This window comes from Gottschalkiaceae bacterium SANA (assembly GCA_036323355.1).
Taxonomy (GTDB): Bacteria; Bacillota; Clostridia; order Tissierellales; family GPF-1; genus GPF-1.
The window spans coordinates 3,271,893-3,297,604 of the sequence record AP028876.1; the positions used below are offsets into that span (position 1 = coordinate 3,271,893).

Annotated in this window: 23 protein-coding genes; 2 read left to right on the plus strand and 21 right to left on the minus strand. The window is 43.6% G+C overall.

Annotated elements, in window-relative coordinates; genetic code table 11:
* Positions 1 to 225: 225 nt before the first annotated feature.
* From wecB to AC25CA_RS15860, 12 genes are all read right to left on the minus strand, one after another.
* Complete coding sequence (wecB, locus tag AC25CA_RS15805) at positions 226 to 1,353, minus strand: non-hydrolyzing UDP-N-acetylglucosamine 2-epimerase (protein ID WP_486814807.1); 1,128 nt, start codon at positions 1,351 to 1,353, stop codon at positions 226 to 228.
* Complete coding sequence (locus tag AC25CA_RS15810) at positions 1,244 to 2,440, minus strand: MraY family glycosyltransferase (protein WP_486814808.1); 1,197 nt, start codon at positions 2,438 to 2,440, stop codon at positions 1,244 to 1,246. The genes wecB and AC25CA_RS15810 overlap by 110 nt, the downstream gene beginning before the upstream one ends.
* A complete protein-coding gene (locus tag AC25CA_RS15815; protein WP_486814809.1) occupies positions 2,437 to 2,892 on the minus strand; it encodes a deoxycytidylate deaminase in 456 nt (151 codons plus the stop codon). The genes AC25CA_RS15810 and AC25CA_RS15815 overlap by 4 nt, the downstream gene beginning before the upstream one ends.
* A gap of 228 nt (positions 2,893 to 3,120) precedes the next feature.
* Positions 3,121 to 3,549 (minus strand): ribose 5-phosphate isomerase B, encoded by a 429-nt coding sequence (rpiB, locus tag AC25CA_RS15820; RefSeq protein WP_486814810.1) that lies wholly within the window; start codon positions 3,547 to 3,549, stop codon positions 3,121 to 3,123.
* Positions 3,546 to 4,595 (minus strand): L-threonylcarbamoyladenylate synthase, encoded by a 1,050-nt coding sequence (locus AC25CA_RS15825; RefSeq protein ID WP_486814811.1) that lies wholly within the window; start codon positions 4,593 to 4,595, stop codon positions 3,546 to 3,548. The genes rpiB and AC25CA_RS15825 overlap by 4 nt, the downstream gene beginning before the upstream one ends.
* Positions 4,592 to 5,770: a cation:proton antiporter gene (locus AC25CA_RS15830; RefSeq protein ID WP_486814812.1), complete on the minus strand. Its 1,179-nt coding sequence runs from the start codon at positions 5,768 to 5,770 to the stop codon at positions 4,592 to 4,594. Before AC25CA_RS15830 ends, AC25CA_RS15825 begins: the two co-directional genes overlap by 4 nt.
* Positions 5,771 to 5,860: 90 nt before the next feature.
* Entirely contained in the window at positions 5,861 to 6,934 is a 1,074-nt protein-coding gene (gene prfA, locus AC25CA_RS15835; RefSeq protein ID WP_486814813.1) for a peptide chain release factor 1, read from the minus strand.
* A gap of 48 nt (positions 6,935 to 6,982) precedes the next feature.
* A complete protein-coding gene (gene prmC / locus AC25CA_RS15840) occupies positions 6,983 to 7,840 on the minus strand; it encodes a peptide chain release factor N(5)-glutamine methyltransferase (protein ID WP_486814814.1) in 858 nt (285 codons plus the stop codon).
* A 95-nt stretch (positions 7,841 to 7,935) separates the two neighbouring features.
* A complete protein-coding gene (gene rpmE, locus AC25CA_RS15845) occupies positions 7,936 to 8,142 on the minus strand; it encodes a 50S ribosomal protein L31 (RefSeq protein WP_486814815.1) in 207 nt (68 codons plus the stop codon).
* Positions 8,143 to 8,232: 90 nt separating this feature from the next.
* Positions 8,233 to 9,555 (minus strand): transcription termination factor Rho, encoded by a 1,323-nt coding sequence (gene rho, locus AC25CA_RS15850; protein WP_486814816.1) that lies wholly within the window; start codon positions 9,553 to 9,555, stop codon positions 8,233 to 8,235.
* A gap of 205 nt (positions 9,556 to 9,760) precedes the next feature.
* Complete coding sequence (locus AC25CA_RS15855; RefSeq protein ID WP_486814817.1) at positions 9,761 to 10,126, minus strand: hypothetical protein; 366 nt, start codon at positions 10,124 to 10,126, stop codon at positions 9,761 to 9,763.
* Positions 10,083 to 11,309, minus strand: a complete 1,227-nt coding sequence (locus AC25CA_RS15860; protein ID WP_486814818.1) for a cation:proton antiporter — start codon at positions 11,307 to 11,309, stop codon at positions 10,083 to 10,085. The genes AC25CA_RS15855 and AC25CA_RS15860 overlap by 44 nt, the downstream gene beginning before the upstream one ends.
* Positions 11,310 to 11,653: 344 nt before the next feature.
* On the opposite strand from AC25CA_RS15860, the gene AC25CA_RS15865 reads away from it, so the two are divergent.
* Together AC25CA_RS15865 and AC25CA_RS15870 are read left to right on the plus strand one after the other, a co-directional pair.
* Positions 11,654 to 13,144 carry a phosphohexomutase domain-containing protein gene (locus AC25CA_RS15865; RefSeq protein WP_486814819.1) on the plus strand — a complete coding sequence of 497 codons (1,491 nt, stop codon included), beginning with the start codon at positions 11,654 to 11,656 and terminating at the stop codon, positions 13,142 to 13,144.
* Between the two features lie 125 nt (positions 13,145 to 13,269).
* Positions 13,270 to 14,763 carry an HD-GYP domain-containing protein gene (locus AC25CA_RS15870; protein WP_486814820.1) on the plus strand — a complete coding sequence of 498 codons (1,494 nt, stop codon included), beginning with the start codon at positions 13,270 to 13,272 and terminating at the stop codon, positions 14,761 to 14,763.
* 42 nt (positions 14,764 to 14,805) lie between these two features.
* Here the strand turns inward: AC25CA_RS15870 and AC25CA_RS15875 are convergent, their stop codons facing one another.
* The 9 genes from AC25CA_RS15875 to AC25CA_RS15915 all read right to left on the minus strand — a co-directional run bounded on the left by AC25CA_RS15875 (position 14,806) and on the right by AC25CA_RS15915 (position 25,697).
* Positions 14,806 to 15,519, minus strand: a complete 714-nt coding sequence (locus AC25CA_RS15875; protein ID WP_486814821.1) for a CHAD domain-containing protein — start codon at positions 15,517 to 15,519, stop codon at positions 14,806 to 14,808.
* Between the two features lie 9 nt (positions 15,520 to 15,528).
* A complete protein-coding gene (locus AC25CA_RS15880; RefSeq protein ID WP_486814822.1) occupies positions 15,529 to 16,710 on the minus strand; it encodes an NAD(P)/FAD-dependent oxidoreductase in 1,182 nt (393 codons plus the stop codon).
* A 52-nt stretch (positions 16,711 to 16,762) separates the two neighbouring features.
* Positions 16,763 to 18,004: a TraB/GumN family protein gene (locus AC25CA_RS15885; protein WP_486814823.1), complete on the minus strand. Its 1,242-nt coding sequence runs from the start codon at positions 18,002 to 18,004 to the stop codon at positions 16,763 to 16,765.
* A 114-nt stretch (positions 18,005 to 18,118) separates the two neighbouring features.
* Positions 18,119 to 19,528 carry a S1C family serine protease gene (locus tag AC25CA_RS15890; protein ID WP_486814824.1) on the minus strand — a complete coding sequence of 470 codons (1,410 nt, stop codon included), beginning with the start codon at positions 19,526 to 19,528 and terminating at the stop codon, positions 18,119 to 18,121.
* Positions 19,529 to 19,819: 291 nt separating this feature from the next.
* Positions 19,820 to 21,121, minus strand: coding sequence for a TolC family protein (locus tag AC25CA_RS15895; protein WP_486814825.1), 1,302 nt, complete (start codon positions 21,119 to 21,121; stop codon positions 19,820 to 19,822).
* Positions 21,122 to 21,232: 111 nt separating this feature from the next.
* A complete protein-coding gene (locus tag AC25CA_RS15900) occupies positions 21,233 to 21,925 on the minus strand; it encodes a response regulator transcription factor (protein WP_486814826.1) in 693 nt (230 codons plus the stop codon).
* Positions 21,922 to 23,313: a sensor histidine kinase gene (locus AC25CA_RS15905; RefSeq protein ID WP_486814827.1), complete on the minus strand. Its 1,392-nt coding sequence runs from the start codon at positions 23,311 to 23,313 to the stop codon at positions 21,922 to 21,924. The genes AC25CA_RS15900 and AC25CA_RS15905 overlap by 4 nt, the downstream gene beginning before the upstream one ends.
* A gap of 498 nt (positions 23,314 to 23,811) precedes the next feature.
* Positions 23,812 to 25,008, minus strand: a complete 1,197-nt coding sequence (locus tag AC25CA_RS15910; RefSeq protein WP_486814828.1) for an ABC transporter permease — start codon at positions 25,006 to 25,008, stop codon at positions 23,812 to 23,814.
* Entirely contained in the window at positions 25,005 to 25,697 is a 693-nt protein-coding gene (locus AC25CA_RS15915) for an ABC transporter ATP-binding protein (RefSeq protein WP_486814829.1), read from the minus strand. Before AC25CA_RS15915 ends, AC25CA_RS15910 begins: the two co-directional genes overlap by 4 nt.
* Between the last annotated feature and the right edge of the window lie 15 nt (positions 25,698 to 25,712).

Below are 25,712 nucleotides of genomic sequence, written 5' to 3' on the forward strand. Positions count from 1 at the left end.
TTCTCAAAATGCTTCATTTTCATAAAAAAAAGCGAACGTTTTCCCTGGCTTGATAAATTTTGTATACAAAATACTTTAATTGGGTTTCAGGATATCATTTCCTTTTCCTTCTGTCAATTGTTTCTTCAACAAGACTTCCATCCCATTTATAAAGACAATTTCAAACACTAAAAATGCACCAAGAAGCGCTTGATTTTCGTCAAACTTTCCGGGTGCATTTACTCTTTAATTTTGCTTTAAAAGTATTTCAACGATTTGCTCAGCAGCATTTCCTTCTCCATATGGATTAACGGCGTTTGCCATGGCCTCATAAGCGGCCGGCTGAGTAAGCAAGGTCCTTAATTCGCCAACCAGCAATTCCCGATCAGTTCCAATCAGTTTTGCTGTTCCTGCTGCAATGCCTTCTGGTCGTTCGGTTTCTTCTCTAACCACCAAAACCGGTTTCCCCAATGCTGGTGCTTCTTCTTGAATACCGCCAGAATCTGTTACAACCAAATCTACCTTGGCCAGCAAATTAGCCAGTGTCAAATAGTCCAAGGGTTCAATCAAATGAATCCGCCCATGGTCAGACAAATGCCGGTAAGCAATTTCTCTCACCTTGGGATTTAAGTGCATGGGAAAAATCACTTCCACATCTGCTTGTTCTTCTACAATCTGCCGAATCCCTGAAAAAATTCGTTCCATGGGCTGGCCAATATTCTCACTGCGATGTGACGTTAACAAGATGACCCGACGGTCCTTATAATCAATTTCGTTCAATAAAGAATCTGAAAATGTAAACTTGTCTTCAATAACAGACAACAAGGCATCAATAACGGTATTACCCGTTACAAAAATTTTAGCCTCGTCGATACCTTCTGCCAGCAAGTTTTGCCGACTAACTGTCGTTGGAGCAAAATGAAAATCCGTTAGAACGCCTGTCAGTTTTCGATTTGCTTCTTCTGGATAGGGAGAATACATGTCATGGCTTCTAAGTCCTGCTTCCACGTGCCCCACCTTCACCTTATGGTAAAAAGCGGCCAAAGCACCGGCAAAAACTGTACTTGTATCTCCTTGCACCAAAACAACATCCGGCATTTCCTTCTCGATCACCGACTCCAATCCCGTCAAGGCGCGTGATGTAATCTGAGAAAGACTTTGTCCAGGAGAAAAGATATCTAAATCATAAGCCGGCTCTAAAGAAAAAATCTCCAACACCTGATCCAACATTTGGCGGTGTTGGGCCGTTACACATAAAATATGATCAATCTTCTCTTCCATCTCCAATGCCTTCACAATCGGTGCCATCTTGATTGCTTCCGGCCTCGTCCCGAATATCGTCATTACTTTCAATCGTTTCATCTGTGGTTTCATTGATCTGCTCCTTTCGTTGCTTGAATAACCGTTGATTGTCGCACCAGAGAAAAAAACCAGCCAGAACAAAGGCAACGGCAATAATTCCAATCAGCCCCCATGCGGAAAGCTGAACCTTTTCTTTCGTTAACACATAAGCCAAAATTCCCAAGCCACCGGTGATTCCATAGAGAATCAAAACAGTCTGCTTTTGATTCAATCCCAAGTCCAAAAGACGATGATGCAAATGCCCCTTGTCAGCTTCCATAATCGGTCGCTTATTCACCATTCGTCTAACAATGGCAAAAAAAGTATCGAAAATAGGAAGGCCTAAGATCAGAATCGGCAAAATAATCCAAAGAACAGTGATGGATTTCATCACGCCTTGTATCGAAACGACCGCCAGCATATAGCCCAAAAACAAGGCGCCCGTATCCCCCATAAAAATCTGAGCCGGATTAAAGTTAAATGGCAAAAAGCCAAAAGCAGCACCAGCCAGTACAGCCGTGGTAGCCATAACCTGCGGATAAATCAAGTCTTGCCCTACAAAAAGAGAGGCTACGGCAAAAAGCGCTATGCTAGCAATCCCAGACACACCGCAAGACAAGCCATCCAATCCATCGATCAAGTTGACCGTATTCGTAATGCCTACAATCCAAATCGCCGTTAAAGGAAATAACAAATAATCGTAGTAAAAATAAGGAGCCGTATCACCAGCCCAAGTACCAAGGGAAAGAAAATCGATTCGTACGCCAGCTCCAATCAAGAAAATAGCAATCATCATTTCAATCATAAACTTGGTTTTCGCCGACACGCCCTTGGAATCATCTACCATACCCATCAGGATAATGACAAGAGCCCCTGTCATAATTGGTAAGAAATTTGCTCCATAGGGAAGAATCCCTGCTTGTCCCAAGGCAACTCTCGAAACTGTATAACCTATAAAAATCGCTAAACCACCCAACCTGGGAATGGGTTTGGTATGAACTCGCCTCGCATCCTTTGGTACATCGATCGCGCCAATTATTTTCGCAACACGCTTAGCAACCGGCGTCATCAAAAATGCAACGATTGCAGCGATACAAAACCCCATCAAATATGGATTCATTCCGACTCCTTATCTGCCGCTGATAGAAATGACGGCCGGCTGTACTCCTTCATATGCTCCGTTTTAATATGATCTGCGAACTTCAGCCAATCCCACTCCGGCTGATATCCCTTTGCAAAAACCACGCGGGTAATTCCCGATGATATAATCACTTTTTGACACTCAACACAAGGTTGATGGGTTACATAAAGGGTTGCCTCTTCCCGTTCTTCCGGTGATGCATTGATAATGGCGTTAATCTCGGCATGAATCGTTCGCCGACAATGACCGTCCACCATAAAGCAACCATCATCGTCACAATGAGGAAGTCCCTTGGGTGATCCATTATATCCTGTTGATTTAATTTGTTTATTTTTAACAATAACCGCGCCGACATGAAGGCGTGGACAAGTACTTCTCTCTCTGGCCATAAAAGCGATGTCCATAAAATATGTATCCCAATCTTTTCTCATTCTCGTCCTCCTGTGCTACCTATTTATTGTACCTGATTCAAATCTTGCAGACAAGACAAATGCCACGCTGTTCACTGAAAATACATCTGTTTTTCTATTGCAAATCACTTGTTTCATTTCTGTAAAATAACTTACACTTATGATATAATTAAAATGCTGGATGAGCGAATGTTCATTCAACGTCCTTATATAAAAAAGGAATCACCGATTGAGCGGTGATTCCTTTTTTTATCCTTCGATTTTATCAACGCGACGTGCGTGGCGTCCCCCTTCAAATTCCGTTTCCAGAAATGCCTGCATAATGGACCATGCCAATTCAGGTCCCACAGTCCGACCACCCATGGCCAACATATTTGCATTGTTATGGGCACGGCTCATACGTGCTGAAAACTCTTCACTGACCAAGGCGCATCGAATGCCCGCCACTTTGTTGGCAGCCAAAGAAATCCCAATACCTGTTCCACAGAAAACAAATCCGTATTGAAAGTCTTCTTCCATAACTGCCTGGGCAACTTTTTTTCCGACGTCTGGATAATCCACAGATTCTCCGTTGAAGGTGCCGTAATCCACAACTTCATGCCCAGTTTCCACAAGCTTACTCATCATAAATTCTTTTAACTCATATCCACCATGATCACTACCAATTGCTAATTTCATCTTTCTTCCTCCTTGATCACTTGACCCCCGGCTGCTTTTCGCATTCGATTCATCAATGCCGCACCCAGCCCCTCTTCTTCATATCCTTCCGCAAGTATCCATTGGATATTGCGCGCATCACACATTCTAAGCAAGTCAAACAACCGATTTGCGGCAATCTCTGGACAATCATAAGAACCTAAATTCCATACGTCCTGATCGGGCAATAACTTCGCTAATTCATCCGAAGCCAACACCACCCCTTTTCCAGAATTCTCTGTCAAGGCAGCAAGTGCACATTCCTTCTTAAAGGAAAGGCTCCCTTGCATCACCGTCATCTTCGCCCTTGGGGCATAATGACGATATTTTTGTCCAGGAGATTTGGGTATCTGCTTGGCATCCACACTTTCTAAAGCCGGATCTACCCGCACCTCTGAATAGATTTCCAAGAGCATTTCTCGAGTGACTCCCCCGGGACGCAAAATTTCAGGGACTTGTCCGGTTACATCTAAAACCGTTGACTCTACCCCAAATTGCGACTCAGGTCCTATAATAATTCCCGCAATTAACCCATCCAAGTCCTCCACCACATGCTGACCCCTTGTGGGGCTTGGACGCCCAGAGCGATTAGCAGACGGCGCTGCAATGGGCACACCTGCTGCGTCAATCAAGGAAAGAGCCACCGGATGGGCCGGCATGCGAATCGCCACCGTGTCTAGCCCTGCCGTTACGCAGTCCGGTACCTTTGTTGACCTGGGCATCACCAGGGTCAATGGGCCCGGCCAAAATCGCTTCATCGCCTTTCTGGCTAAGAATGGAACTTCCGTCACTAATTCTTCTACCATAGAAAGATTCGCCACATGTACAATCAGAGGATTGTCTGAAGGACGCCCTTTCGCTTGATAGATTTTTGAAATTGCCACAGGATCCAGGGCATTCGCCCCCAAGCCATAAACCGTTTCTGTAGGAAAAGCGACAAGCGATCCATTTCGGATCAACTTTGCCGCCTCCTTCATCCATTTATATTCTTGCTGATTTTCTTCTATTTGAAATAATATCGTTTTCAACTTTCCACGACTCCTCTTGTCTTTCCAATATGAAAAGCACCTTTCAAGGCTATTGGTGTTACGATTGTTGACAAAAGAACCATCACGATTACACTCGTAAAAATTTCCTGACCAATAATACCCATCTCCAGACCAAGGTTAGCAACAATCAATGCGACCTCTGCTCGAGGCATCATCCCAAGACCAATTTGAAGGGCCTCTTGGTTGCTAAACTTCGAAAGCTTTGCACCAAAACCAGAACCGATCAACTTGCCGATCAAGGCAACTGCTGTCAAACTTAGACTCAAGATGACAAGACTCCAGGTAAAAGGCGGCATATCCACTGCAATACCAATATGGACAAAAAAGATTGGCGTAAACAAGGCATAAGCGACCCGCTGCACTTCATGAGATACTTGGTTTCGAAAATGCGTGGTCGAAAAAACAACACCGGTGAAATAAGCACCAATAATCGCCGCAACACCCATTTCCTCTGCAAAAATTGCAGACAGAAAACAATAGATCAAGGCAGCCTGCAGCAATCTGCGTTGTCGATTAAAAAATTCAGCTCTTTTATTCAAAAGCTTATAGAAAACAACTCCAATTCCTATGGCAATCAGGAAAAATCCGATAATCTTCATAATTACCCAAAGCACGCTAGCCCCACCTGTCGGACTGATCATCCCCGTGACAACCGTTACAAGAATAATACCAATCACATCATCGATGATCGCCGCACCCAAAATACTCACACCCGCTCGGCATTTCAAACAGCGCATATCCCGAAGGGTTTGCACGGTAATACTGACGGATGTCGCCGTAAGGATAATTCCATAATAAATATACTCTAAATTATCAAGCCCCGGCCGCAAGAAATACAAGGCTGCTCCACCCAAAATAAAGGGAACGATTACACCGCCAAGCGCAATCATGGTTGAAGCCTTTCCAGAAGACTTCAGCTCATCAACATCAGTCTCAAGTCCTGCGATAAACATCAAGAGAATGACCCCAATCTCAGACATCTCTGTAATAAAAATCGAGTCATGAACCAGACCTAAAAAGGTGGGTCCGGCAATCAAACCACCCACAATTTGTCCTAAAACAGAAGGCTGGTTCAAGCGATTCGCTATATATCCGCCTAAATTTGCAACCAATATAATGATCACTAAATCCATTAGAAATTGATACTCTCCCAATCCCGTCATCTCCTTATTCTGCGTGTTACCAGTTAAGTCGTAATCGGCAATCGGCTAGTTGTCGTGAATCGGCAAACCGGTCAACTGTCATTATCGGTTAATTTGTTTTAATTTTTCTGCGTTATCAGACGTGATCAAAGCATCTAAAATTTCATTAATATCCCCATCCAAGAAAGCCTCGAGCTTATGGATAGTCATCGTAATTCGATGATCACTAACACGCCCCTGCGGGAAGTTATAGGTACGAATCTTGGCACTTCGATCTCCGGTACCTACCTGCAAACGGCGTTGCTGGGCAATCTCTTTGTTCTGTTCTTCCAATTGCTTCTCGTAGATCCGCGCCTTCAAAATTCGCATCGCCTTGGCTTTATTTTTCAACTGTGATTTTTCATCTTGCATGGCAACCACAATCCCTGTCGGAATATGGGTCAAACGTACAGCTGAATCAGTTGTGTTGACCGATTGTCCTCCGTTGCCGCTAGAACGGTACACATCACATCGAACTTCATTAGCCTGAATATTCACTTCCACATCATCCACTTCCGGCAATACAGCCACTGTAGCGATTGAGGTGTGAATTCGTCCCGCACTTTCCGTTGCAGGTACTCGCTGCACCCGGTGGGTGCCTGACTCGTACTTCATCCGCGAGTAAACGCCCTTGCCCTTGATCAGGAAAATAACCTCTTTATAACCACCAACTCCATTGTCGCTGACACTCATTAATTCAATTTTCCAACGATTTCTCTCCGCATATCGGGTGTACATTCTAAATAAATCTCCCGCAAAGAGTCCTGCCTCGTCTCCACCAGCGCCTGCACGAACCTCAACAATAACATTCTTATCATCGTTGGGGTCTTTTGGAATCAACATGGTTCGAATTTCCTGCTCCAAGTTTGGCAGTTGCTCCTCAATATCCTTGATTTCCTCTTTAACCATTTCGCGAAAATCATCTTCCAGACTTTTATCTGTCAGCATTTCCTTATTCTCGTCCAATGACTCTTTTAAGCTCTTATATTCTTGATACTTTTCTACGATTGGCTCCAATTCCGAATGTTCACGCATTAATTTTTGCCAAACTTTATTGTCCGCGATCACAGCTGGATCGGCAATTTTCATAACTAATTCTTGATGTTTTTTCACAAGAAAATCTAGTTTTTCTATCATATCCTCAATCCTTTCGATTAACCAGGTAATAGGTCGACAATCTATCCGTTAAGGCTCCTGTGCCTTTTCTCCCGAGACGACACGATCCAACCCAGCCAAATCAGGATGAATGGCAACGGATTGGTAACCCGCCTTCAGCAACAAATCCGCCACGGCTTGACCCTGGTCCGCACCAATTTCAAAGGCCAAAAGCCCGCCGGACCTCAAATAGCCCTTCGAAATTTTCACCAATGCTCGATAGAAATCCAAACCATCTTCTCCACCATCTAAAGCAAGGTGAGGTTCAAAGTCTCGTACATCCGACATCAAATCATCAATCTCCTGTTTTGGAATATAAGGAGGATTCGAAACCAATACATCCACTTTCTCTTGCAATTCCAAGGGAATCAACGGCTCGTCAAGATTCCCCAACAAGACCAAATATCGCATCAAATGATGGTTTTTTGCATTTTCAGTGGCCATGTATACAGCCATCTTACTAATATCTGTTGCAAATACCCGGGTCTCTTCAAGCTCTAACCCCAAGGTGATGCCAATGGCGCCACTTCCCGCACCAATATCTATAATCGTCTCCACGGGATGGGTCTTTGCCCATTCCACTATAATTTCAATCAAATGCTCGGTTTCCGGGCGGGGAATCAAGATCTCTTCCTGCACCGAAAAATCACGACCATAGAATTCCTTAACCCCGGTGATATAAGCGATGGGATAACCGGTCTTACGTTTGGCAATTACTTCCCGAAATTTATCCATTTCCACGTCAGTCAATTCCCGTTGGTGATGGGTCATCAAATAGACCCTCGATATTCTTAATAGGAAGGCTAGTAAAATTTCCGCGTCAAGACGCGGTGATAAAGACTGCTGTAATTGTTCCGTTCCCCAAATGAGAGCGTTTTGAATCTTCATTTATACTCACCTACCACATAGTATTTGTTAAAAATTGGCAAACAAAAAAGGGGGCATGACGCGCTTCGCCCATCCTGACCCCTTCAGCTTTTGGCCTATTTTGATTCCATGCCGTAACGCTTCTTGAATTTCTCCACACGTCCACCTTTTTCTGCACGTTTTTGAGTGCCCGTATAGAATGGATGACAAGCAGAACAAACTTCAACGCGAAGCTTCTCGTTCGTAGATCCCGTTTCGAACTCATTCCCGCATGCGCAGTGAACAGTTACTCTATGGTAATCTGGATGTATTCCTTTTTTCATAATTCTTCACCTCTTTCTAAAAAAGTAGTCCAGAAAAAACTCACTTTTCAACTGCTACAGTATATCACAGAAAAATAGCCTTTTCAATCATTATTTCGAAAATCTCTTGTTCATCAAATCAATGAATTCTCGATTGTTCTTGGTAACCCTCATTCCTTCAAGAATCATTTCCGTAACCTCCATGGTCTGCGAGGTCTGGAAGGCACGATGAATTCGCCACATACAAGCCATTTCTTCCTTGTTCAAGAGAAGATCTTCTCTCCGTGTACCAGATTTATAAATATCAAAGGAAGGAAAAATTCTTCTCTCCGACAAATTTCGATTTAAATGAATTTCCATATTGCCCGTTCCCTTGAATTCTTCAAAGATCACGTCATCCATTCTGCTTCCAGTATCAATTAATGCTGTCGCCAGAATGGTCAAACTTCCACCATCTTCAATATTCCGCGCCGCTCCAAAAAAACGCTTTGGTAAATGTAATGCCGCTGGATCCAAGCCCCCCGACAAGGTACGCCCCGATGAGGGTATTGTCAGGTTGTAAGCACGAGCCAATCGAGTAATGCTGTCCATAAGCACCACCACGTCTTTCCCTTGCTCCACAAGCCGCTTGCATCGTTCCAAGACAATCTCTGCTACCTTGGTATGGTGGCTCGGCATTTCATCAAAGGTAGAAGATACCACATCAGCACCAACAGATCGTTTCATATCGGTTACCTCTTCTGGACGTTCGTCAATCAAAAGAATGATAATCTCCGATTCAGGATGATGTTTTTCAATGCTATTGGCAATCTGCTTCAATAAAACTGTCTTACCCGTTTTCGGTGAAGCGACAATGAGTCCCCGCTGTCCCTTTCCAATAGGCGCAAACAAATCAATGACCCGAGTGGATATCTCTTTTGAGTCATCTTCCAAATGCATGCGTTCATCAGGGAATACCGGCGTCAAATTTTCAAATTGAGGTCGCCTAACCGCCCGCTCCGGATTCATGCCGTTTACTTCCCGTATAAAAAGGAGGGCCTTGAATTTTTCTCCTGCCTTGGGCGGACGCACAATTCCCTTAACCTTGTCACCGGTCTTCAAACGAAATCGACGAATCTGAGGCGGTGCAATATATACATCACCATCACTAGGCAGATAATTTCGTGTTCGTAAAAATCCATATCCTTCTGCCAAAACCTCTAACACACCTTCAATCAAATCCTGAGGCTTGTCTCCCACTTCATCCTTCAATCGCTCCGGTAGGGCCGAATAATGGCGTTCTTTGTTTTCTATCTTTTCCTGCTCTGCAACATCGCCCATAATCAAATCAATGACAGATGCTTTATCCGCACGCGAATACCCTTTTAACTCCATCGACTTGGCTATTTCTTTTAAGTCTTTTAAACTTTTTCTTTCCAATATGGTTCGATTCATTCTTCACCTCTGTTTGGGTTTTCTCCGCAATGGATCCATGCGAAATAGGCTGGCTTTTGTTTCATGCTATCACCTTGATGAAAAGAAGTCAAACAACGTAAAAAGCCGCCTTTCGGCAGCCACACATTTCAATACTTCAACAGCAAGTTCGGCCCACTGTGTCTTATCGAATTGTACTTTTTTCACAGTGCTTTCAAGGCCACAACTAAACGACAGCTTTCAGTTGACTTCCCAATGTTTTAATAACCGGAAGAACCAAAGCTGTAAACTCTTTATTCTCCTCAAGATTTCCATAAATCTCCTCACAACGCTTTTCGAATGCCTGCATGGCATCCTCTTTCATAAGGGTCAAAACAACCTTGGAGTCTGGAGAATCTTTTTCCAGCAGCCGTAAAAATCCGCCAACCATTGGAATTTCCAATTTTTGTTCTTCTTCCGGGCCAACCACTTGGTAGCCCGGCAAAGCAATCGATTCAATGTGTAATTCCGATAAAATATCAACAATGGTTTGAAAAACCATTGGCGATCTAAGAATGAGTAGAAGCATGCGCTTCTCGTTGCACATTTCCATGAACTTTCTCCTTTTCTGCTTCACCAGCGCTAAAAATCGCATACCTTGTCATAATGGGTCCAACAACCTCCGTTACAATGGTTGTTGCCAATAAGATTGTCAGCACCAAAGAACCAATCTGCGTGCCCGCAAACATTTCACTCACAATAATCGCAAGTCCCACCGCAACACCAACCTGAGACAGAAGACCGAATCCCAGATATTTTCGAACAACCAAGGGTGATTTTGATAAAGCACCACCCAAAGAGGCTCCACTGATTTTTCCAATCATTCTTACGACCAAATAAACCAAACCAATCAAACCGATCTGTGGAATCATCGCAAGGTCCAACCTCGACCCGGCAATAACAAAAAACGCCGTGATCAGAGGCGGTGTAAATTGTTCCGCTACAGTAAATAACCGTCTAGCCGGTACAACAGCCATTCCATTAGTCACCGTCACACCAGCAGCCATGGCACAAAGCAATTCCGACAAACCCAATTGTTCCGCCGCTCCTGTAATCATGAGAGAGGCAGCCACAACAACCGTTAACAATTCCGCATCATTACTCACTCGTCGAGCCACCAAAATTAATCCACCGCCCAAAACAATACCAAGACCAATTGAGCTGACAATTTCAACCAAGGGATTCACGACCAATCGGCTGAAAGTTAATACATCATGAGCAACAAATACCTTGGCTACTGAAGATGCAACGGCAAAGATCATCAAACAAATCGCATCGTCCACCGCAACAACCCCTAAGAGTGTTGAAGTTAATGGACCGCGCGACCGGTATTGTCGCAAGACCATCATGGTGGCTGCCGGTGCGGTTGCCGATGAAACAGCTCCCAAGATCAACGCCGTCGGCCAATCAACAAACAACCGCATAAATCCCGTTACCAAAATAAAAGTAACCATGGCTTCGCAAAAGGCAATCACAACTATCGATTTGCCTAACTCTCGAATTTCCTGCATACGAAATTCGCTTCCGATACTAAAGGCAATAAAGACAAGAGCAACCGAACTGATAAATCCCATTTGTTCAATAAATCCTGGCGTTAAAAGATCAACCCCGGACCTACCTAATAATAATCCAATTAATATGTATCCCGTTACTGTCGGCAACTTAATCCGTTTCATTAATTTTCCGCCAAAAAATCCAATAACCAATAACAAGCCTAACCGAAGAAAAACATTCATAATTTCCACCTCACTAATAACAACTGTATAAGAATATGTTTTTGTTAGCCTTCCCATCAAATGCAAATCCTTTAGTTATATGGTTTTTCCTGTAATTACACTTCCTATTTTTTTAATAAATAAAGATCATGCCACCCATACTCCATTTTACTCGATATATCTCCCATTTACTCTGTTTTTTGTAGGACAGAAAAATATTTTCTCTAAGAAAACATTTGCAAGGAAAACACAAGTCGTTATTTATTTATCAAATTCCCTAAAATATCCTATCTTTTCTGTTCTTCCCAAATTCATTGCTTATTTACATTTGAGTGATATAATATTCCTGTTAAGGAGGTGTGCATATGAGCGAATTTATGCATTTACAAAATGGAACGGATATTCGAGGCGTTGCTATTGCCGGTGTAGAAGGTGAACCTATTTCCATTACACCCGCACATGGACAACAAATCGGCGCCGCTTTCGCGCGCTGGCTGAAACAAAATGCCAACGAAGAAAAACCACTAACAATCGCCATTGGACGAGACAGCCGAATTTCAGGCCCAGATCTTGTTACAGGCACCGTACAAGGTCTACGAACAGAAGGGTGCCGCGTGTTGAATTGTGGGCTAGCGAGCACGCCAGCCATGTTTATGTCAACTGTATATCCAGAGATTCAAGCAGATGGTGCTATCATGATAACGGCATCTCATCTCCCCTATAATCGGAATGGACTCAAGTTTTTCTCTCCAAAAGGAGGCTTGGAAAAAGCGGATATCCAATGGATCTTGGAAAAAGCAGAAACCATAAAACTGGAGTCACAAGAGGGCAGTGAAGAAACAAGCAATCTAATGGATCTTTATTCAGCATCCCTCGTATCTATTATTCAAGAACGTACCGGAGAAACCCAGCCTTTACTCGGAAAACACATCGTACTCGATGCAGGTAATGGCGCTGGCGGATTTTTTGCAGAAAAAGTATTGGCTCCATTGGGTGCCGATACAAGAGGAAGCCAATTTTTAGATCCTGACGGCATGTTCCCCAACCACGTACCCAATCCAGAAGATGAAGCTGCAATGAAGGCAATTGAAGATTGCGTAAAGGAAAACAATGCCGATCTTGGTATCATTTTCGATACCGATGTGGATCGGGCTGCTGTTGTTTCCAGTGATGGCAGAAGCATCAATCGCAACCGCCTGATCGCTTTAATTGGCAGTATTTGTTTAAAGGAAACGCCTGGAGCTACCCTCGTAACCGACTCCGTTACATCCGACGGTCTTGCTGAATTCATTTATGCCAACGGCGGTCACCATCACCGCTTCAAACGAGGCTATAAAAATGTGATCAACGAAGCCATTCGATTGAACGCAATTGGTCAAGATTGTCCCTTAGCCATTGAAACCAGTGGACACGCTGCTTTAAAGGAAAATCATTTCCTCGATGATGGCGCTTATTTGGTCGTCAAACTTTTAATAGAAATGGCTGAGCGAGCAAAAGAAGGCAAGGATCTAGCTCAAGCCATCGAGACATTAAAAATTCCCAAAGAATCAAAAGAGTACCGCATTAAGATCAACGCAGAAGACTTTAAAACTTACGGGCAAGATGTAATCGAAGATCTAGAAGGGTTTGCCAAAGGAAAGAAAACCTGGTCCTTGGTTCCCGACAATTACGAAGGCGTACGTATCGCCTTTGAGGAAAATGGGAAAACAGGATGGTTTTTAGTCCGCTTGTCTCTTCATGATCCCGTCATGCCGGTAAATATCGAATCCAACGAATCTGGCGGAGTCAGTCAAACCGCTGATGCCTTAATCGAATTTTTAAATAATTTCAAGCAATTGGATTTAAGCGCATTTTAAAGCCCCCCCTACATTCCATGAATGTAGGGGGATCTTTTTACTTTACAAAAAGTTAAGAATCCCTTTATACTTTTCCATGCTCTTTTTTGATAAAATGACAGAGAAATCCATTTAAGGAGATGAGTATGGGAGAGTCCTCGCTTTTTCAACATTTTAAGAGTAACTTCAGCAAGTATGCCATCGCGTTAACTTTACTATTCGTCTGCACAGCGGCTGCGAGTATCGCATATCAAGTTAAGCTGTATCAAGAACAAGCTCAAACCATGATCAGCCAAACAATCGATGCCCACTTAACACAACAAGCTGAACACAATCGGATGCTGGTGTACCAATTCTTTGAAAATGATCAATTGATGAACGCTTATCCCATGGATCGCAATACAAAACAATTTGCTAAAAATATGATCAATGCCAACGAATCTTCCATTGATCTTTTTTACGTAAGCAACAATGATGAAATTAATTTTTACAGCAATACAGTTTCTCAAGCCGATTTTGAAAATCAAATCTTTACCATCAAGCAAGGTTCAATTAAAAAGATCAGTGAATCCTATTATCTATTTTCGACCTATTCTGCCAATGGCACTTCCATTGCGGTTGGAGAAAAAATAGACCAAGCCTTCTTAAAGAACTTGACTCGTTTTTTACCCCTTTCGGTCGAAAGCATCACCCTTGATTCTGGTCAACCAACAACTTGGAATCAAAAAAGCTTCACCTTTCCATTCCCTGACATCGACGCCAAGCTAACCATTACTACACACTTGAATCTTCCAGCTTATGTCATGCAGAGTATTGCAATTCCAGCTTTTTTCTTTATCATTGGATCAATTGTACTCTACCTTATGTTTAAGCATGAAATTAAACGAATCAATCCCTTTCTTGAGAATACCAGAATAGCTCTAGAAGATATTGGCTTGGGTCAACCACCAGTCTTACCCAATTCTGAAGTGGCTGAAGCCAATCTCCTTTACGGCTCCGTTCAATCCCTCTTCCGTCAACTAAAGGAAAAGGACTCTCAAGTCAAACAATCTCATTTTGAGATGATTCAATTATTAAATGCGGCAATCGGAACCAATGATACCTACACCAACGGACATTCTCAACGCGTGGAAGCAATCGTCACAAAATTCGGATTGGCCATCGGCTACCAAGATCAAGATACCTTGGCCGTCGCTGCACGCTTGCACGATATTGGAAAACTCGGGATTCCAACAAATGTATTAAATAAACCGGGAAAACTGAATGCCAGCGAATTTAAAAAAATCAAGGATCACCCTTCCAAGGGTGCTGAGATACTATCCCGTAGCGAATTTTTTAGCGCTGCAGTGCCTTTGGTTCGTCATCACCATGAACATTGGGACGGCAAGGGATACCCCGATGGGCTTTCTAGAAATACAATCCCCTTGGGTGCTCAAATCCTCGCCTTAGCCGATGTTTATGACGCCCTAACCACCAACCGTCCCTATCGAAAAGCACTCGATCATAGAGAAGCGCTTAGAATCATTCGAGATGAATCCGGTTCTACTTTCAATCCGGTATTGGCAGATCAATTCCTCTCCTTTCTTTCAGATCCAGCTCTCTCTTATTCCATTCAAAAAAATGCCTCCAAAGTCGTTTAGGTAATCAAATCAATTACCCTCTACTTTGGAGGCATCACATCATTATGGGTGCTTCCTTTGTAACTTTTCAATAAAGTCAGGAAGCCTGCTTTTTGCCTTCCGTAAATTCTCTTGCAACACATCTTCATTGGCATGGCGCACCATGGCATCCTTTTCTTCCAACCAGTCAAACCACTTTCGATTGGTCAATCCATCCTGTATCAATCCCAACAGATCCTGCCATTCCTTTAAAAGAACAAGGATTTCTTTATCAGCTACCGCTTTTTGCTCCAAGGTATACCGGTAACCCTTAATCCGGATTCTCAACCGGTGCCAATCTACATACTCCGCTTCGCTTTCACAAAAAATTTGCTTACGCAACTTCTCCTCTCTTTGATTGTCGGCTTCACCATTCATTCTTAAAGCCAGTTGATCAATTTCATCCCAAAAACCTGCCGCATATTTGAAACCATCGATCATAAGCAATCGCGAGAACCGACCCTTTTCAACTGATTTTTCATCGATCGCCTCTCCGAATATTTCAATAAACACATCCCACTCCCGGACCAATGCCGTTTGGCGTTGCAAAAATACCAATCTGTTTTTTACCTGCTTATCGGTTCCCTTGGAATCAGAATGCCAAAATTTCAAATAGCTACGCGTCTTACGAATCGCCACTCGATAAGCATGTACTGCTTCCGGCACCCATTCTTCTCGCATCCCTAAGTCATATTTTTTTTCTACCTTTTCGAGCAAATGAATCAAGGTCTTGTCCATAACCTGCTCCTACACCAAAAGTTCTTCAATTCCTCGACTTACGTCCACAAAAGAACTTTTTTGAACCAATTTTTTTAATCGCTGCATCTGTGAAACATCACCAATCAAGACGCCACCCACAAGGCGTTCTCCTTTAACATACAATCGCTTCCAACGACCCTTTTCCGCATAAAAGGCATCCACCGTCTTATCATAGTCCTGTACATCACCTACGGAAAATACACGAATTCCCGCAATATTCAATAGGGTAAAAGGGGCTTCCGATTCGTAGCGTTCCTTGCCACCTGCCATATTCGCACCGGCAATTCTTCCCTGAGCCGTTGCCTGAGTCCATAGTCCAAATCCTTGCCCATTTAACTCCACTGCATCTCCAGCAGCGAAAACTATAGAATCACTGGTTTCCAATCGGTCATTTACCACAATGCCTCGATTCACTTCCAAACCGGCACCCTTAGCTAGACTTGTATCCGCACGCACACCCACTGAAAAGATCAGATGATCAACCATTAAAGTCTCACCACGCTTCATAAGCATGTGTACTTTCCCGTCATTCGTATCCGCTTTGACCAGAGAATTAGACAAAGAGAAGGCAAGACCCTTGGCCTCCAAGATCTCTTGATATATTTTCCCCATTTCTGGATCCAATTGCCGAGGCAACAGAGAATCAAAAAACTCGATCACACGAACATGAACACCTGCTTTTTTAAGAGACCATGCCGCTTCGAGCCCCAACAATCCTCCACCGATTACCGCGGCCTCTTCTTCGGCTTTTAATCCTTGGTTCAAGTCCTTCAAGTTCTGAAAACTTCGAATTGATGCCATTTGATCAGACCATGCTCCTTCAAAAGGTGGAATAAAAGGCTTGGCTCCCGTTGCGATCAGCAAGCGATTGTAGATCACCTCGCTTCCATCATCAAGAAGAACCTTTTGATTCTGCCGATCGATTTGCTTGACCGTGCAGCCTACTTTCAATTCAATCTTTTTTGCCTTGTATTGGTCCACCGACTCAATCAATAATTTATCAATCTCGACCTTTTCCCCAATAAAATGAGAGAGGCGGGGCCGATGGTAGGGTGCGTAGGGCTCTTTTCCAATCAATAAAAGACTTCCTTCTTTATCCATCTCTCGGATTGCTTTCGCAGCCGCATATCCAGCTGCGCCCGTTCCGATAATTACATATTTCTTTTCCATAAAAAAACCTCCTTCGGTATGATTATTCATACCCCTCGGAGGTTTGTTCATGCTAAAATAAATTTTTGAAAATATCCATACCGCCAACCAGGGTTCCAATCGTGCTGCCAATATTGGCAAACATGACGACCAGCAGGACCCGCGTCACCTTATTGCGCCAAAAACCGCGAACCGATGTGGCATCTTCCGCCAGACTATGAAAATCAGATACACTCGGTCGCCTCATCTTGGCTTCCACCAATCCTGCAAACCAGCCAGCTGCCAAGAATGGATTCAAGGAGCTGATGGGTGCAACCAAAAAAGCCGTTAAAATGGCGAGTGGATGTCCAAAAGCAAGCAAGGTTCCCAGTGCCGAGAAGGTTCCATTCCATAAAATCCAGGTACGCACCTGTTCCCATCCCGTTGCCTGTCCACGCGTAAACCCATAAAGAATTAATCCCAAAATCGCCGCTGGGATCAACCATGGCAAAATCTTTGAGCCCGCTTTTTTTTCCGGAATCACTTCTAATGCTTTCAAATCATGGTCTTTTTCAATCTCTCGACTCACACCGGGAAGATGTCCCGCACCCAGAACCGCTATAACCTTCTGGCCTGGAGCTGTACGGATCTTTTCGGCCAAATACATATCTCGTTCATCAATCAAGGTTCGTTTCAAGGCTGGGAACATTTCTGCCAATTCATCCATCATCTTGTCCAAGGCATCCAACTCTTTCATTGCAGACAGATCCTCTTCCGTGATATCTTCATCGTCAAAAACACTTAAAACCAATTGCATCATCAACTTGATCTTTCCTGTAAATCCAACATTCCGCCATACGCGATTCAAGGTGATTTGAATATCTCGATCCGCTAGAACAAGGTCCGCGCCAATTTCCTGGGCAGACTTGATCCCTTGCATCATCTCGGCTCCCGGTTTAATTCCCAATTGATCAGCCATCTTCTTTTGAAAAGAAGCCAATACCAAGTTCGCCATCATCGACAGCACTTTCTTCTTTCGTATGATTTGAATCACATCTGTATTTTGATATTTTTCAGGATTCCGAATCGAATTGTATCGACCCTCATCCAGCTCGATACATACGGTGTCCGGCTGCTCCCGCGCGATTATTTCAGCAACTTCCTCAGCGCTCTCTTTGGACACATGTGCCGTCCCGATCAAAATGATCTCTTTACCATCGTATTCCACGGTTATGGTATGTTCATTTTCCACCTTTTCCGCTATTTCCTCCGTCACATCTTCTGTCGCCTTATCCGTCACGTCTTCATTCACGCTTTCGGTATTGTTTTCCGTCATGTTCTCACCCCGTTTTTGAATTCGTTTAATTATATCATACTCCCTATATAAACACGAGAAGACCGCGGGAGTACCGCGGCCTACTCTAAGGGAGATTTATCATGAAACAGATGCTTATTCATCTGCCCGTTGGGCTAATTCTAGTGTAACGCTAAATTCTACATCATCGCGATATCCTTTAACTACGATGGATTCGCCGACCTTTTTAAAATATAGTTGACCAAGCAAAGCTTCCATGGTTGTAATTCGATTTCCATCGAATTCAGTAATGATATCGCCTGCCTTTAATCCCGCTTCTCTTGCTGGGGTTCCCATCAAAACACGAATCAGCAATACCCCTTCAGGCACACCCCACGAACGCGCACGTTCGGCGCCCAATGCTTCGCCAATAATACCAATATAGGGTCTGGCAACCTCGCCAGTTTCCACCAATTGTTCCAGAATTGGAATGGCATGATTGATTGGAATCGCGAATCCAATTCCCTCAACCTTCTCATCAGCTATTTTGATGGTATTGATACCGATCAATTCCCCGCGGTCGTTGAGCAATGCACCGCCGCTATTCCCCGGGTTGATCGCCGCATCTGTCTGAATCAAAGACACCGATTGACGTCCATTGGTTGAGATCTCTCGCTGCTCGGAACTAATAATCCCTTGGGTGACAGAATTGCCTAGCCCGAGTGGATTGCCAATCGCAATCGCAACCTCACCCGTCCGTACCTTAGAAGAATCTCCAAAGGGTACAGATTGAACCCGATCAAAGTTTGCCGGGTTATCAAAATCGTCTCGGCTTAACTTTAATACTGCCAGATCCGTTTCCGAATCAGCTCCTAAAAGTTCCGCAACTACGGTCACGCCATCTTCAAAGGTCACTTGTATGGCGCGTGCTCCGTCAATCACATGTTGATTGGTTAAAAGCAACAGTTCATCATTTCGACGATCAAAGACAACCCCCGAACCTGCACTCTGACCCAATTGGGCATTGCCAAAAACATCTGTACCCACAACCTCTGTTTGAATTGCGACGATCGATGGACCGACACGATCCACAAGATCAACGATGAGATTGGGCTCCCGATTGACTACGACCGAAGTGTTCGCTTCAGACACAGTAGTCGGCACCTCATAAGGAATCTGATTTTGCGATGCACGAAGTCCCGCAATGCCAGAGCCCAAACCATACCCCGTTGAAAAGACCAAGACAAAGACCAGAAACAAAGCGATGCCCCGAAGACCTTTTCGCCTCGGTTTTTTTGACTCCGCTTCCTCCCATGAAACTCCTTCTTCACGAATCGGTTGATCTATGGTCTCATTAGCCTGGTCAATGCTTTCGTCCAATTCCTCAAGGTTCTCATCGAGTTCCGCAAGAACTTCATCCCCATTCTCAACTTCTATTGTTTCAATATGATCTTTACTCTCTTCAGTATCTTCTGTTTCAATACCAAAAAAGTTTATTGTTCTTTCATCATGTTCTCTGTCTTCTGGAATTATCCCGTCATTTTCTCGTTCCTTTTTCCCGTCCATATAGACCTCCTCCAACAGATGATACTCGTATTATACGCCACCTTTATGAAGAAATTAAAAATGACCTTTAAACGATTTGTGAATTAATCTTCATCCTTGACTCATGAAGTTTATACTCTATAAATTCTCGGCTTCGTCCTATCATGTAGCGTCTATTCTATAAGATCCCGACTTCATCTGATTATGATGAAGCGTACATTCTATAAGTTACTCGCCTTCGTCCTATTTACGAAGCGTACATTCTATAAGTTACTCGACTTCGTCCTATTTACGAAGCGTACATTCTATAAGTTACTCGACTTCGTCTAGAATTGATGGAGAAATGCCGTTTTTGGTAAGAATCCAATCGATATATGCTTCGTCAGTATCGGCATGTACCGCATCCGGATCATAAGCCCAAGTTGCAACTTGTGTCTTCATCTCACTCATCCATGTTTCATCCATGCTTTCCATACGTTTTGCATAGATTGACTGCTGGCGTTTGTTGCTTGCAACAGCTTTATTCCACGCATAAACAGCTTCAACTTCCGCAAGCTCTGCCTTATCCAAATTCAACCTTGCCGTTTCATATTCCAGTGAACTAATAGCCCCCGCCTGATATCGAATCTCGGCTGCTGCCCATTCCTTCTCGCGATTCTCACGATTCGTTTTTTGATTAATCGCCATAAGCGACTTATTTTCCAAGTCATTCAATTCGGCCAATAAAGCTTGCTCGCCATTCACCAAGGCTTCTTCCAAAGCGAAAGCACCTTCCATTTGATCAATTACAAAGGTCTGATAAGAATCGGGTTGATTCTTTTCAAAGTTCGGACCACGGAAGCCGTCTTCAATGGCTTGGATATTCAAAACCGTGGTTTCATAGCTATATAGAGACTTCCAAACAGCATCTGTTACCAAGAGGTTATCATTCACATAGTTTTCGACTTGAGGGATCGCATAAATACTTCTCGTCATTTTAGGCATGCCCATTTCAGAGTCCGCATCTACTTCTAGTCCCGTCCAATACGCCAGTTTCTTGGCCGCTAATTCAACATTTTGCACCGATTGCTGCACAGTCAATTCCTGTTGAAGAACCGCCAATGCTTGTGCGTTGACTTGTGAGGTAATGACTGCACCGGCCTTTTCCCTGACTTGCAAGGCTTCCAACTCAAGCTTAGCCAATTCAAATTCCCGACTTGCCTGCTCATGGCTCTTTTGCGCAACATAAAGATTCATCCACGCATCAGCGGCATCAGCTTTTGTCTGGTCTTCTTGAACCAATGCAGAGGTTTCATAATCGGTCAATCCATACCAATTCATTAAAGGAATCAGATAGATCTCCTTCTTATTTTGAATAGAGCTCATACTCCATCTTTCATCGTTGGCATAAGTCCGTTCAATTGCATCTTCCGAATCTTCCAAAGCCTCTTTATAATCTTCCAACGAATCTTCGATTCGCAATTCCCAGATTTGCGGGCGATGATCTTTTTCAACAGCAGCCGTTACTGCCTGCTCTATCGTAAAATCCATTTCCAATCCATACCCAACGCCCTGAGATGTTGCCGTACCTGCAACTACCACTACTGCGGATAGAAAGAATACCAATCGTTTCATATTTTCCTCCTCATTATTTTCTCTTTTTGATATTTTAATTTGATTCTTACATACTATCTCGAAATTATAAAAAAGTTGAAAAGGGAGTATTAACGAACTATGAATTTATTCTTATTTCTTTCTAAATCGATAGCCAACACCCCAAACAGTCTCTATAAATTGCAACTTAGATGGATCTTTTTCAATTTTTTCTCGGATGCGGCCGATATGTACCGCCACCGTTGCGATCTCTCCCAAAGCTGCCGCATCCCATAGCCGTTCAAAAAGACGCTCCTTTGAGAATACAATACCCGGATTTGACGCCAAGAAAAAGAGCAAATCAAATTCTTTCGCAGTCAAAGAAATCATCTCTCCACCAAGTATAACCTCACGCGAGCGATCATTGATGGAAAGTTCTCCAATTTTTATACCACCATCTTCCAATGGTTTTACCTTGGTCAGGCGTTCATAGCGTGCAATATGAGACTTTACTCGAGCCACCAATTCCTGCGGACTAAATGGTTTCGTCATATAATCATCCGCACCCAGACCCAATCCGCGGATCTTATCGATGTCAGCCGTTTTTGCCGTCACCATGATTACCGGAATCTCCTTGGTTTCTCTAATCTTCTTACATAGGGTATACCCATCAACACCGGGAAGCATCAAATCCAAGAGAACCAGGTCGTATTCCTTGCGATTCACCTTGTCGAGACCTTTGGTTCCGTCTGAGGCTATCTCCACAGCAAAACCATTGATCTCTAGGTAGTCCCGTTCCAACTCCGCAATGCTCTTATCGTCTTCTATAATTAAAATTCGTTTCATTGCTTTTCCCCCTGCTCTGGCAAATAGAAGGAAATTGTTGTGCCTTTTCCTAATTGGCTATCCGCCCAAATAATACCGCCCATTCGTTGAATAATCTCTTTTGATATCGCCAACCCTAATCCACTTCCTGCAATTTTTCGATTGCGTTCTGCGTCGGTGCGATAAAATTTATCAAAGATATGTCCCAGTTTATCCTGTGCAATTCCAACACCCGTATCTCGAATGCCAACGACAAAGCCACCATCTTCTTTTTTGAGTTCAATCTTAATGCTGCCACTCGCTTGCAAATGCTTGACACTATTGTTCACAATATTATTAATAACTCTTTTCAACTGTTCTCGGTCACCAATTATATGAGCATGACTGAGTTCTGTTTCTAAAGAAATGGACATTTTCTCCCGCTGCAAGATAAATTGCCAATCCAGAACACAGTCCTGTAGATACGGCACCATGTCAATGGGATCCGTTCGCATCGGTAATTGATCGATATCTAGCTTTGAAATCAAGAATAGATCTTCGATCAGATGCTCCATCTCTTTGGCGTTGCCTGCAATTACATGCAGATATCGCTCCTGCTTTTCTTCTGTATCCGCAACACCATCTAGGATCCCTTGTACATATCCGTTAATCGAAGTCAAAGGAGTCTTCAAGTCATGAGAGATATTGGCAATCAATTCTTTGCGATTTTGCTCATATTGCATCTGAACTTCTTGAGATTCCTTTAGCTGCAAACGCATCTCGTCAAAAGATTGATACATCTCATCAATTTCATCCACATTCGATTCTGGAAAGTCAAAATCTAGGTTCCCCGTCTGAATTTTATGTGCGGCTCCCTTCATTTCATTGAAAGAACCCCGTATCATCTTGGCAATTTTGTAAAAGAAAAATAGATTTAAAGCAAAATACGCCAACAAGGCCGTCATCCCAGTTCTAAGACTAACGGAGCGGGCTTTATCAATCATGTCACGTTGCACGACAGATGCGAAATTAATGGAATACTGCACAGGCGTTCCGTCCGTTAAGGCAAAAGAACCCGTGAGTCCCATACTATGCACCCTAAGCGGCACTTTAGAAAACTGATAGAAGTATTGAACATCGCCAACCTTAAGCATCATATCGTTTAGACGAAGATTGACCAACTCTTTGGATTGTTCCATAAATGTGTCCGTCTCTCCTGCAATCAAACCGTCCAAATCAAGAATAATCAACTCTTGAAAGGATTGTCTCATCGTCTCAGCACTTTTATAAAATTGGCTTACTTCCTTTTCTAATTGTCCCATGGCAGACTGAGAAAAAATTCCCAACATGCCAAAAAAAACAAGAAAAGGCATGATTACGGCCAGGAAATAAACTTGAATCAATCGATGGTTCAATTTTATTTTTTTCACGCAAATTTCTCCTTTTCTCATTTCCAAAATTCTCCTTCTATTATATCACAGCACACCGATTCTTTAGAAATTGATCCATCGGGCACTAGTCTATATACTCTCGACTTATATTAGTCACTATTGTTTTTCCAACTCGGGTCAAGCGCTTGCGAGCAACCGCTTATGCAACCGCATGACCATCCGCTCTATTTCGGGTCGACGCTTGTTATCACGCGCTCTCTAGCTCGGGTTTAGCGCCTGCTTTTCTAGCCCGGGTCGGCGCTTGCGAGCAACCGCATTGCCATCCGCTCTATTTCAGGTCAACGCTTGTTATCACGCGCTCTCTAGCTCGGGTTTAGCGCCTGCTTTTCTAGCCCGGGTCTGAGTTTGCAAGCAACCGCATTGCCATCCGCTCTATTTCAGGTCAACGCTTGTTATCACGCGCTCTCTAGCTCGGGTTTAGCGCCTGCCTTTCTAGCCCGGGTCGGCGCTTGCGAGCAACCGCATTGCCATCCGCTTCTATTCATGACGTAAGGCTTCAATAGGGTCCAGTTTTGCCGCACGGTTTGCTGGATACAAACCAAAGAAAATACCGATCAACATAGAGAATCCCGTTGCGATCAAGACTGCATCCAAAGAAATCGATGCCTTCATATCCAACATATTACCAGCAACATTGCCCATTACAGCCCCCAATGCAATACCGATAATTCCACCGATCAAGGTAATCACCACAGCCTCAATCAAGAACTGCTGTAGAATTGCGGCCCGTTTCGCACCCAATGCTTTTCGAATACCAATCTCTCGAATTCGTTCCGTCACGGATACAAGCATGATGTTCATCACGCCAATCCCGCCTACTAAGAGTGAAATCGCTGCGATGGCAGAAATCACGGTTGTCAAAAGACCCAGCATCTCGGACGCCATCTCCATAATCGACTCCGCACTGAAAGTATCATATTTACTTTGACCCACATTGCCTTTTCTCGCTTCCATAAAGGCAATCATACGGGCACCAAAATCATTAACATCCACATCCTGCTGTAGCTTAACCGTGATGCTTGGCACCTTGCCATTGAAATTCATGACTTTCTCAATGGTCGTATATGGAGCATAGATTGTATAGCCCGTGAATCCCATTACACTTTCTTGGGCTTCATAGACACCCACAACTAAGTATCCCGTTGTTGAATTGCCGCGTTTTAGGTGAATGGTTTGGCCTACGGCCTGCCCCTCGCCGAATAAAGCTTCCGACAAATCATCCCCGATAACAATGCTATTTCGATACTCATCAACTTCATGATCCATCAGGAATCGTCCCGACACCATCTCTAGGTTATTGATAATATCGCCCTCTGCAATGGTTCCATTTACACTAACCCCAGCATCATCAATATCTGCTTGAATCGTTGCTTGGCCCGAAATATTCGGTAGCACATAAGTCACTTCATCCTCAAATCGGTCTGCAATGGCTTCAACATCTGTCATGGTAAATTCTTCCGATGGAGAGAGATCTGCATTCCTCGCAATTTGCAAAGAAATCGAATCTGTTCCAAGTTCTGCAAAGCTCTCTTCCAAACTAGCTTGTGTACCATTCCCAATAGAAACAATGGCAACAACCGAGGCAATCCCAATAATAATTCCCAGCATGGTTAAGAGGGAACGCATCTTATTGGATGCAATGGCCTGCATGGCAATTCTAAATGACTCAATCATTTCTGAGTCACCTCCTTGTTATAGTAATCCTTGGCGATCTTGCCATCGCGAATTTCAATGACCCGCTGACAATGATCTGCCACTTCCGTTTCATGGGTTACAATCAAAATGGTTTTTCCTTCCCTATGCAGTTCCTGAAACAGACGTAAAATATCCTCCGTTGATTTAGAATCCAAGTTTCCTGTCGGTTCATCAGCCAAAAGAATTGCTGGCTTATTCACCAAAGCGCGTGCAACTGCAACCCGCTGCTTTTGTCCACCCGAAAGCTGATTGGGTCGATGATGATGACGATCTCCAAGACTCACCTTTTCCAAAGCCTTCATCGCTGCATCTTTTCGTTCCTTGCGTCCCGCTTCCGCATAGATCAATGGCAACTCAACATTTTGTAATGCTGTCAATTTTGCCAAAAGGTTAAAGGATTGGAAGATAAATCCGATCTTTTTGTTCCGTACCTCAGAAAGTTCATTTTCAGAAAGTGAACCAACGGTCACCCCATCCAATTCATAAACACCCTCTGTCGCCTGATCCAAGCACCCCAAAACATTCATCAAAGTCGATTTTCCTGATCCAGATGGTCCAATAATCGCAACCATCTCTCCTTCATTAATCGTCAAATCAATATGGTCCAATGCACGGACGAGAATTTCGCCTTCTCCATAATCTTTCACTAAAGATTTTATCTGTAACATGGCTTCTCCTTTCCG

Excerpts from the sequence above, each read along its gene's own strand:
- wecB (WP_486814807.1), bottom strand. The coding sequence starts at position 1,353 with ATGAAACCACAGATGAAACGATTGAAAGTAATGACGATATTCGGGACG.
- AC25CA_RS15880 (WP_486814822.1), bottom strand. The coding sequence starts at position 16,710 with ATGGAAAAGAAATATGTAATTATCGGAACGGGCGCAGCTGGATATGCG.
- AC25CA_RS15865 (WP_486814819.1), top strand. The coding sequence starts at position 11,654 with ATGAGCGAATTTATGCATTTACAAAATGGAACGGATATTCGAGGCGTT.
- AC25CA_RS15915 (WP_486814829.1), bottom strand. The coding sequence starts at position 25,697 with ATGTTACAGATAAAATCTTTAGTGAAAGATTATGGAGAAGGCGAAATT.
- AC25CA_RS15895 (WP_486814825.1), bottom strand. The coding sequence starts at position 21,121 with ATGAAACGATTGGTATTCTTTCTATCCGCAGTAGTGGTAGTTGCAGGT.
- prfA (WP_486814813.1), bottom strand. The coding sequence starts at position 6,934 with ATGATAGAAAAACTAGATTTTCTTGTGAAAAAACATCAAGAATTAGTT.
- AC25CA_RS15810 (WP_486814808.1), bottom strand. The coding sequence starts at position 2,440 with ATGAATCCATATTTGATGGGGTTTTGTATCGCTGCAATCGTTGCATTT.
- prmC (WP_486814814.1), bottom strand. The coding sequence starts at position 7,840 with ATGAAGATTCAAAACGCTCTCATTTGGGGAACGGAACAATTACAGCAG.
- AC25CA_RS15860 (WP_486814818.1), bottom strand. The coding sequence starts at position 11,309 with ATGAATGTTTTTCTTCGGTTAGGCTTGTTATTGGTTATTGGATTTTTT.
- AC25CA_RS15900 (WP_486814826.1), bottom strand. The coding sequence starts at position 21,925 with ATGAAACGAATTTTAATTATAGAAGACGATAAGAGCATTGCGGAGTTG.
- AC25CA_RS15875 (WP_486814821.1), bottom strand. The coding sequence starts at position 15,519 with ATGGACAAGACCTTGATTCATTTGCTCGAAAAGGTAGAAAAAAAATAT.
- AC25CA_RS15910 (WP_486814828.1), bottom strand. The coding sequence starts at position 25,008 with ATGATTGAGTCATTTAGAATTGCCATGCAGGCCATTGCATCCAATAAG.
- rpmE (WP_486814815.1), bottom strand. The coding sequence starts at position 8,142 with ATGAAAAAAGGAATACATCCAGATTACCATAGAGTAACTGTTCACTGC.
- AC25CA_RS15890 (WP_486814824.1), bottom strand. The coding sequence starts at position 19,528 with ATGGACGGGAAAAAGGAACGAGAAAATGACGGGATAATTCCAGAAGAC.
- AC25CA_RS15870 (WP_486814820.1), top strand. The coding sequence starts at position 13,270 with ATGGGAGAGTCCTCGCTTTTTCAACATTTTAAGAGTAACTTCAGCAAG.
- AC25CA_RS15815 (WP_486814809.1), bottom strand. The coding sequence starts at position 2,892 with ATGAGAAAAGATTGGGATACATATTTTATGGACATCGCTTTTATGGCC.
- AC25CA_RS15855 (WP_486814817.1), bottom strand. The coding sequence starts at position 10,126 with ATGGAAATGTGCAACGAGAAGCGCATGCTTCTACTCATTCTTAGATCG.
- rpiB (WP_486814810.1), bottom strand. The coding sequence starts at position 3,549 with ATGAAATTAGCAATTGGTAGTGATCATGGTGGATATGAGTTAAAAGAA.
- rho (WP_486814816.1), bottom strand. The coding sequence starts at position 9,555 with ATGAATCGAACCATATTGGAAAGAAAAAGTTTAAAAGACTTAAAAGAA.
- AC25CA_RS15885 (WP_486814823.1), bottom strand. The coding sequence starts at position 18,004 with ATGACGGAAAACAATACCGAAAGCGTGAATGAAGACGTGACGGATAAG.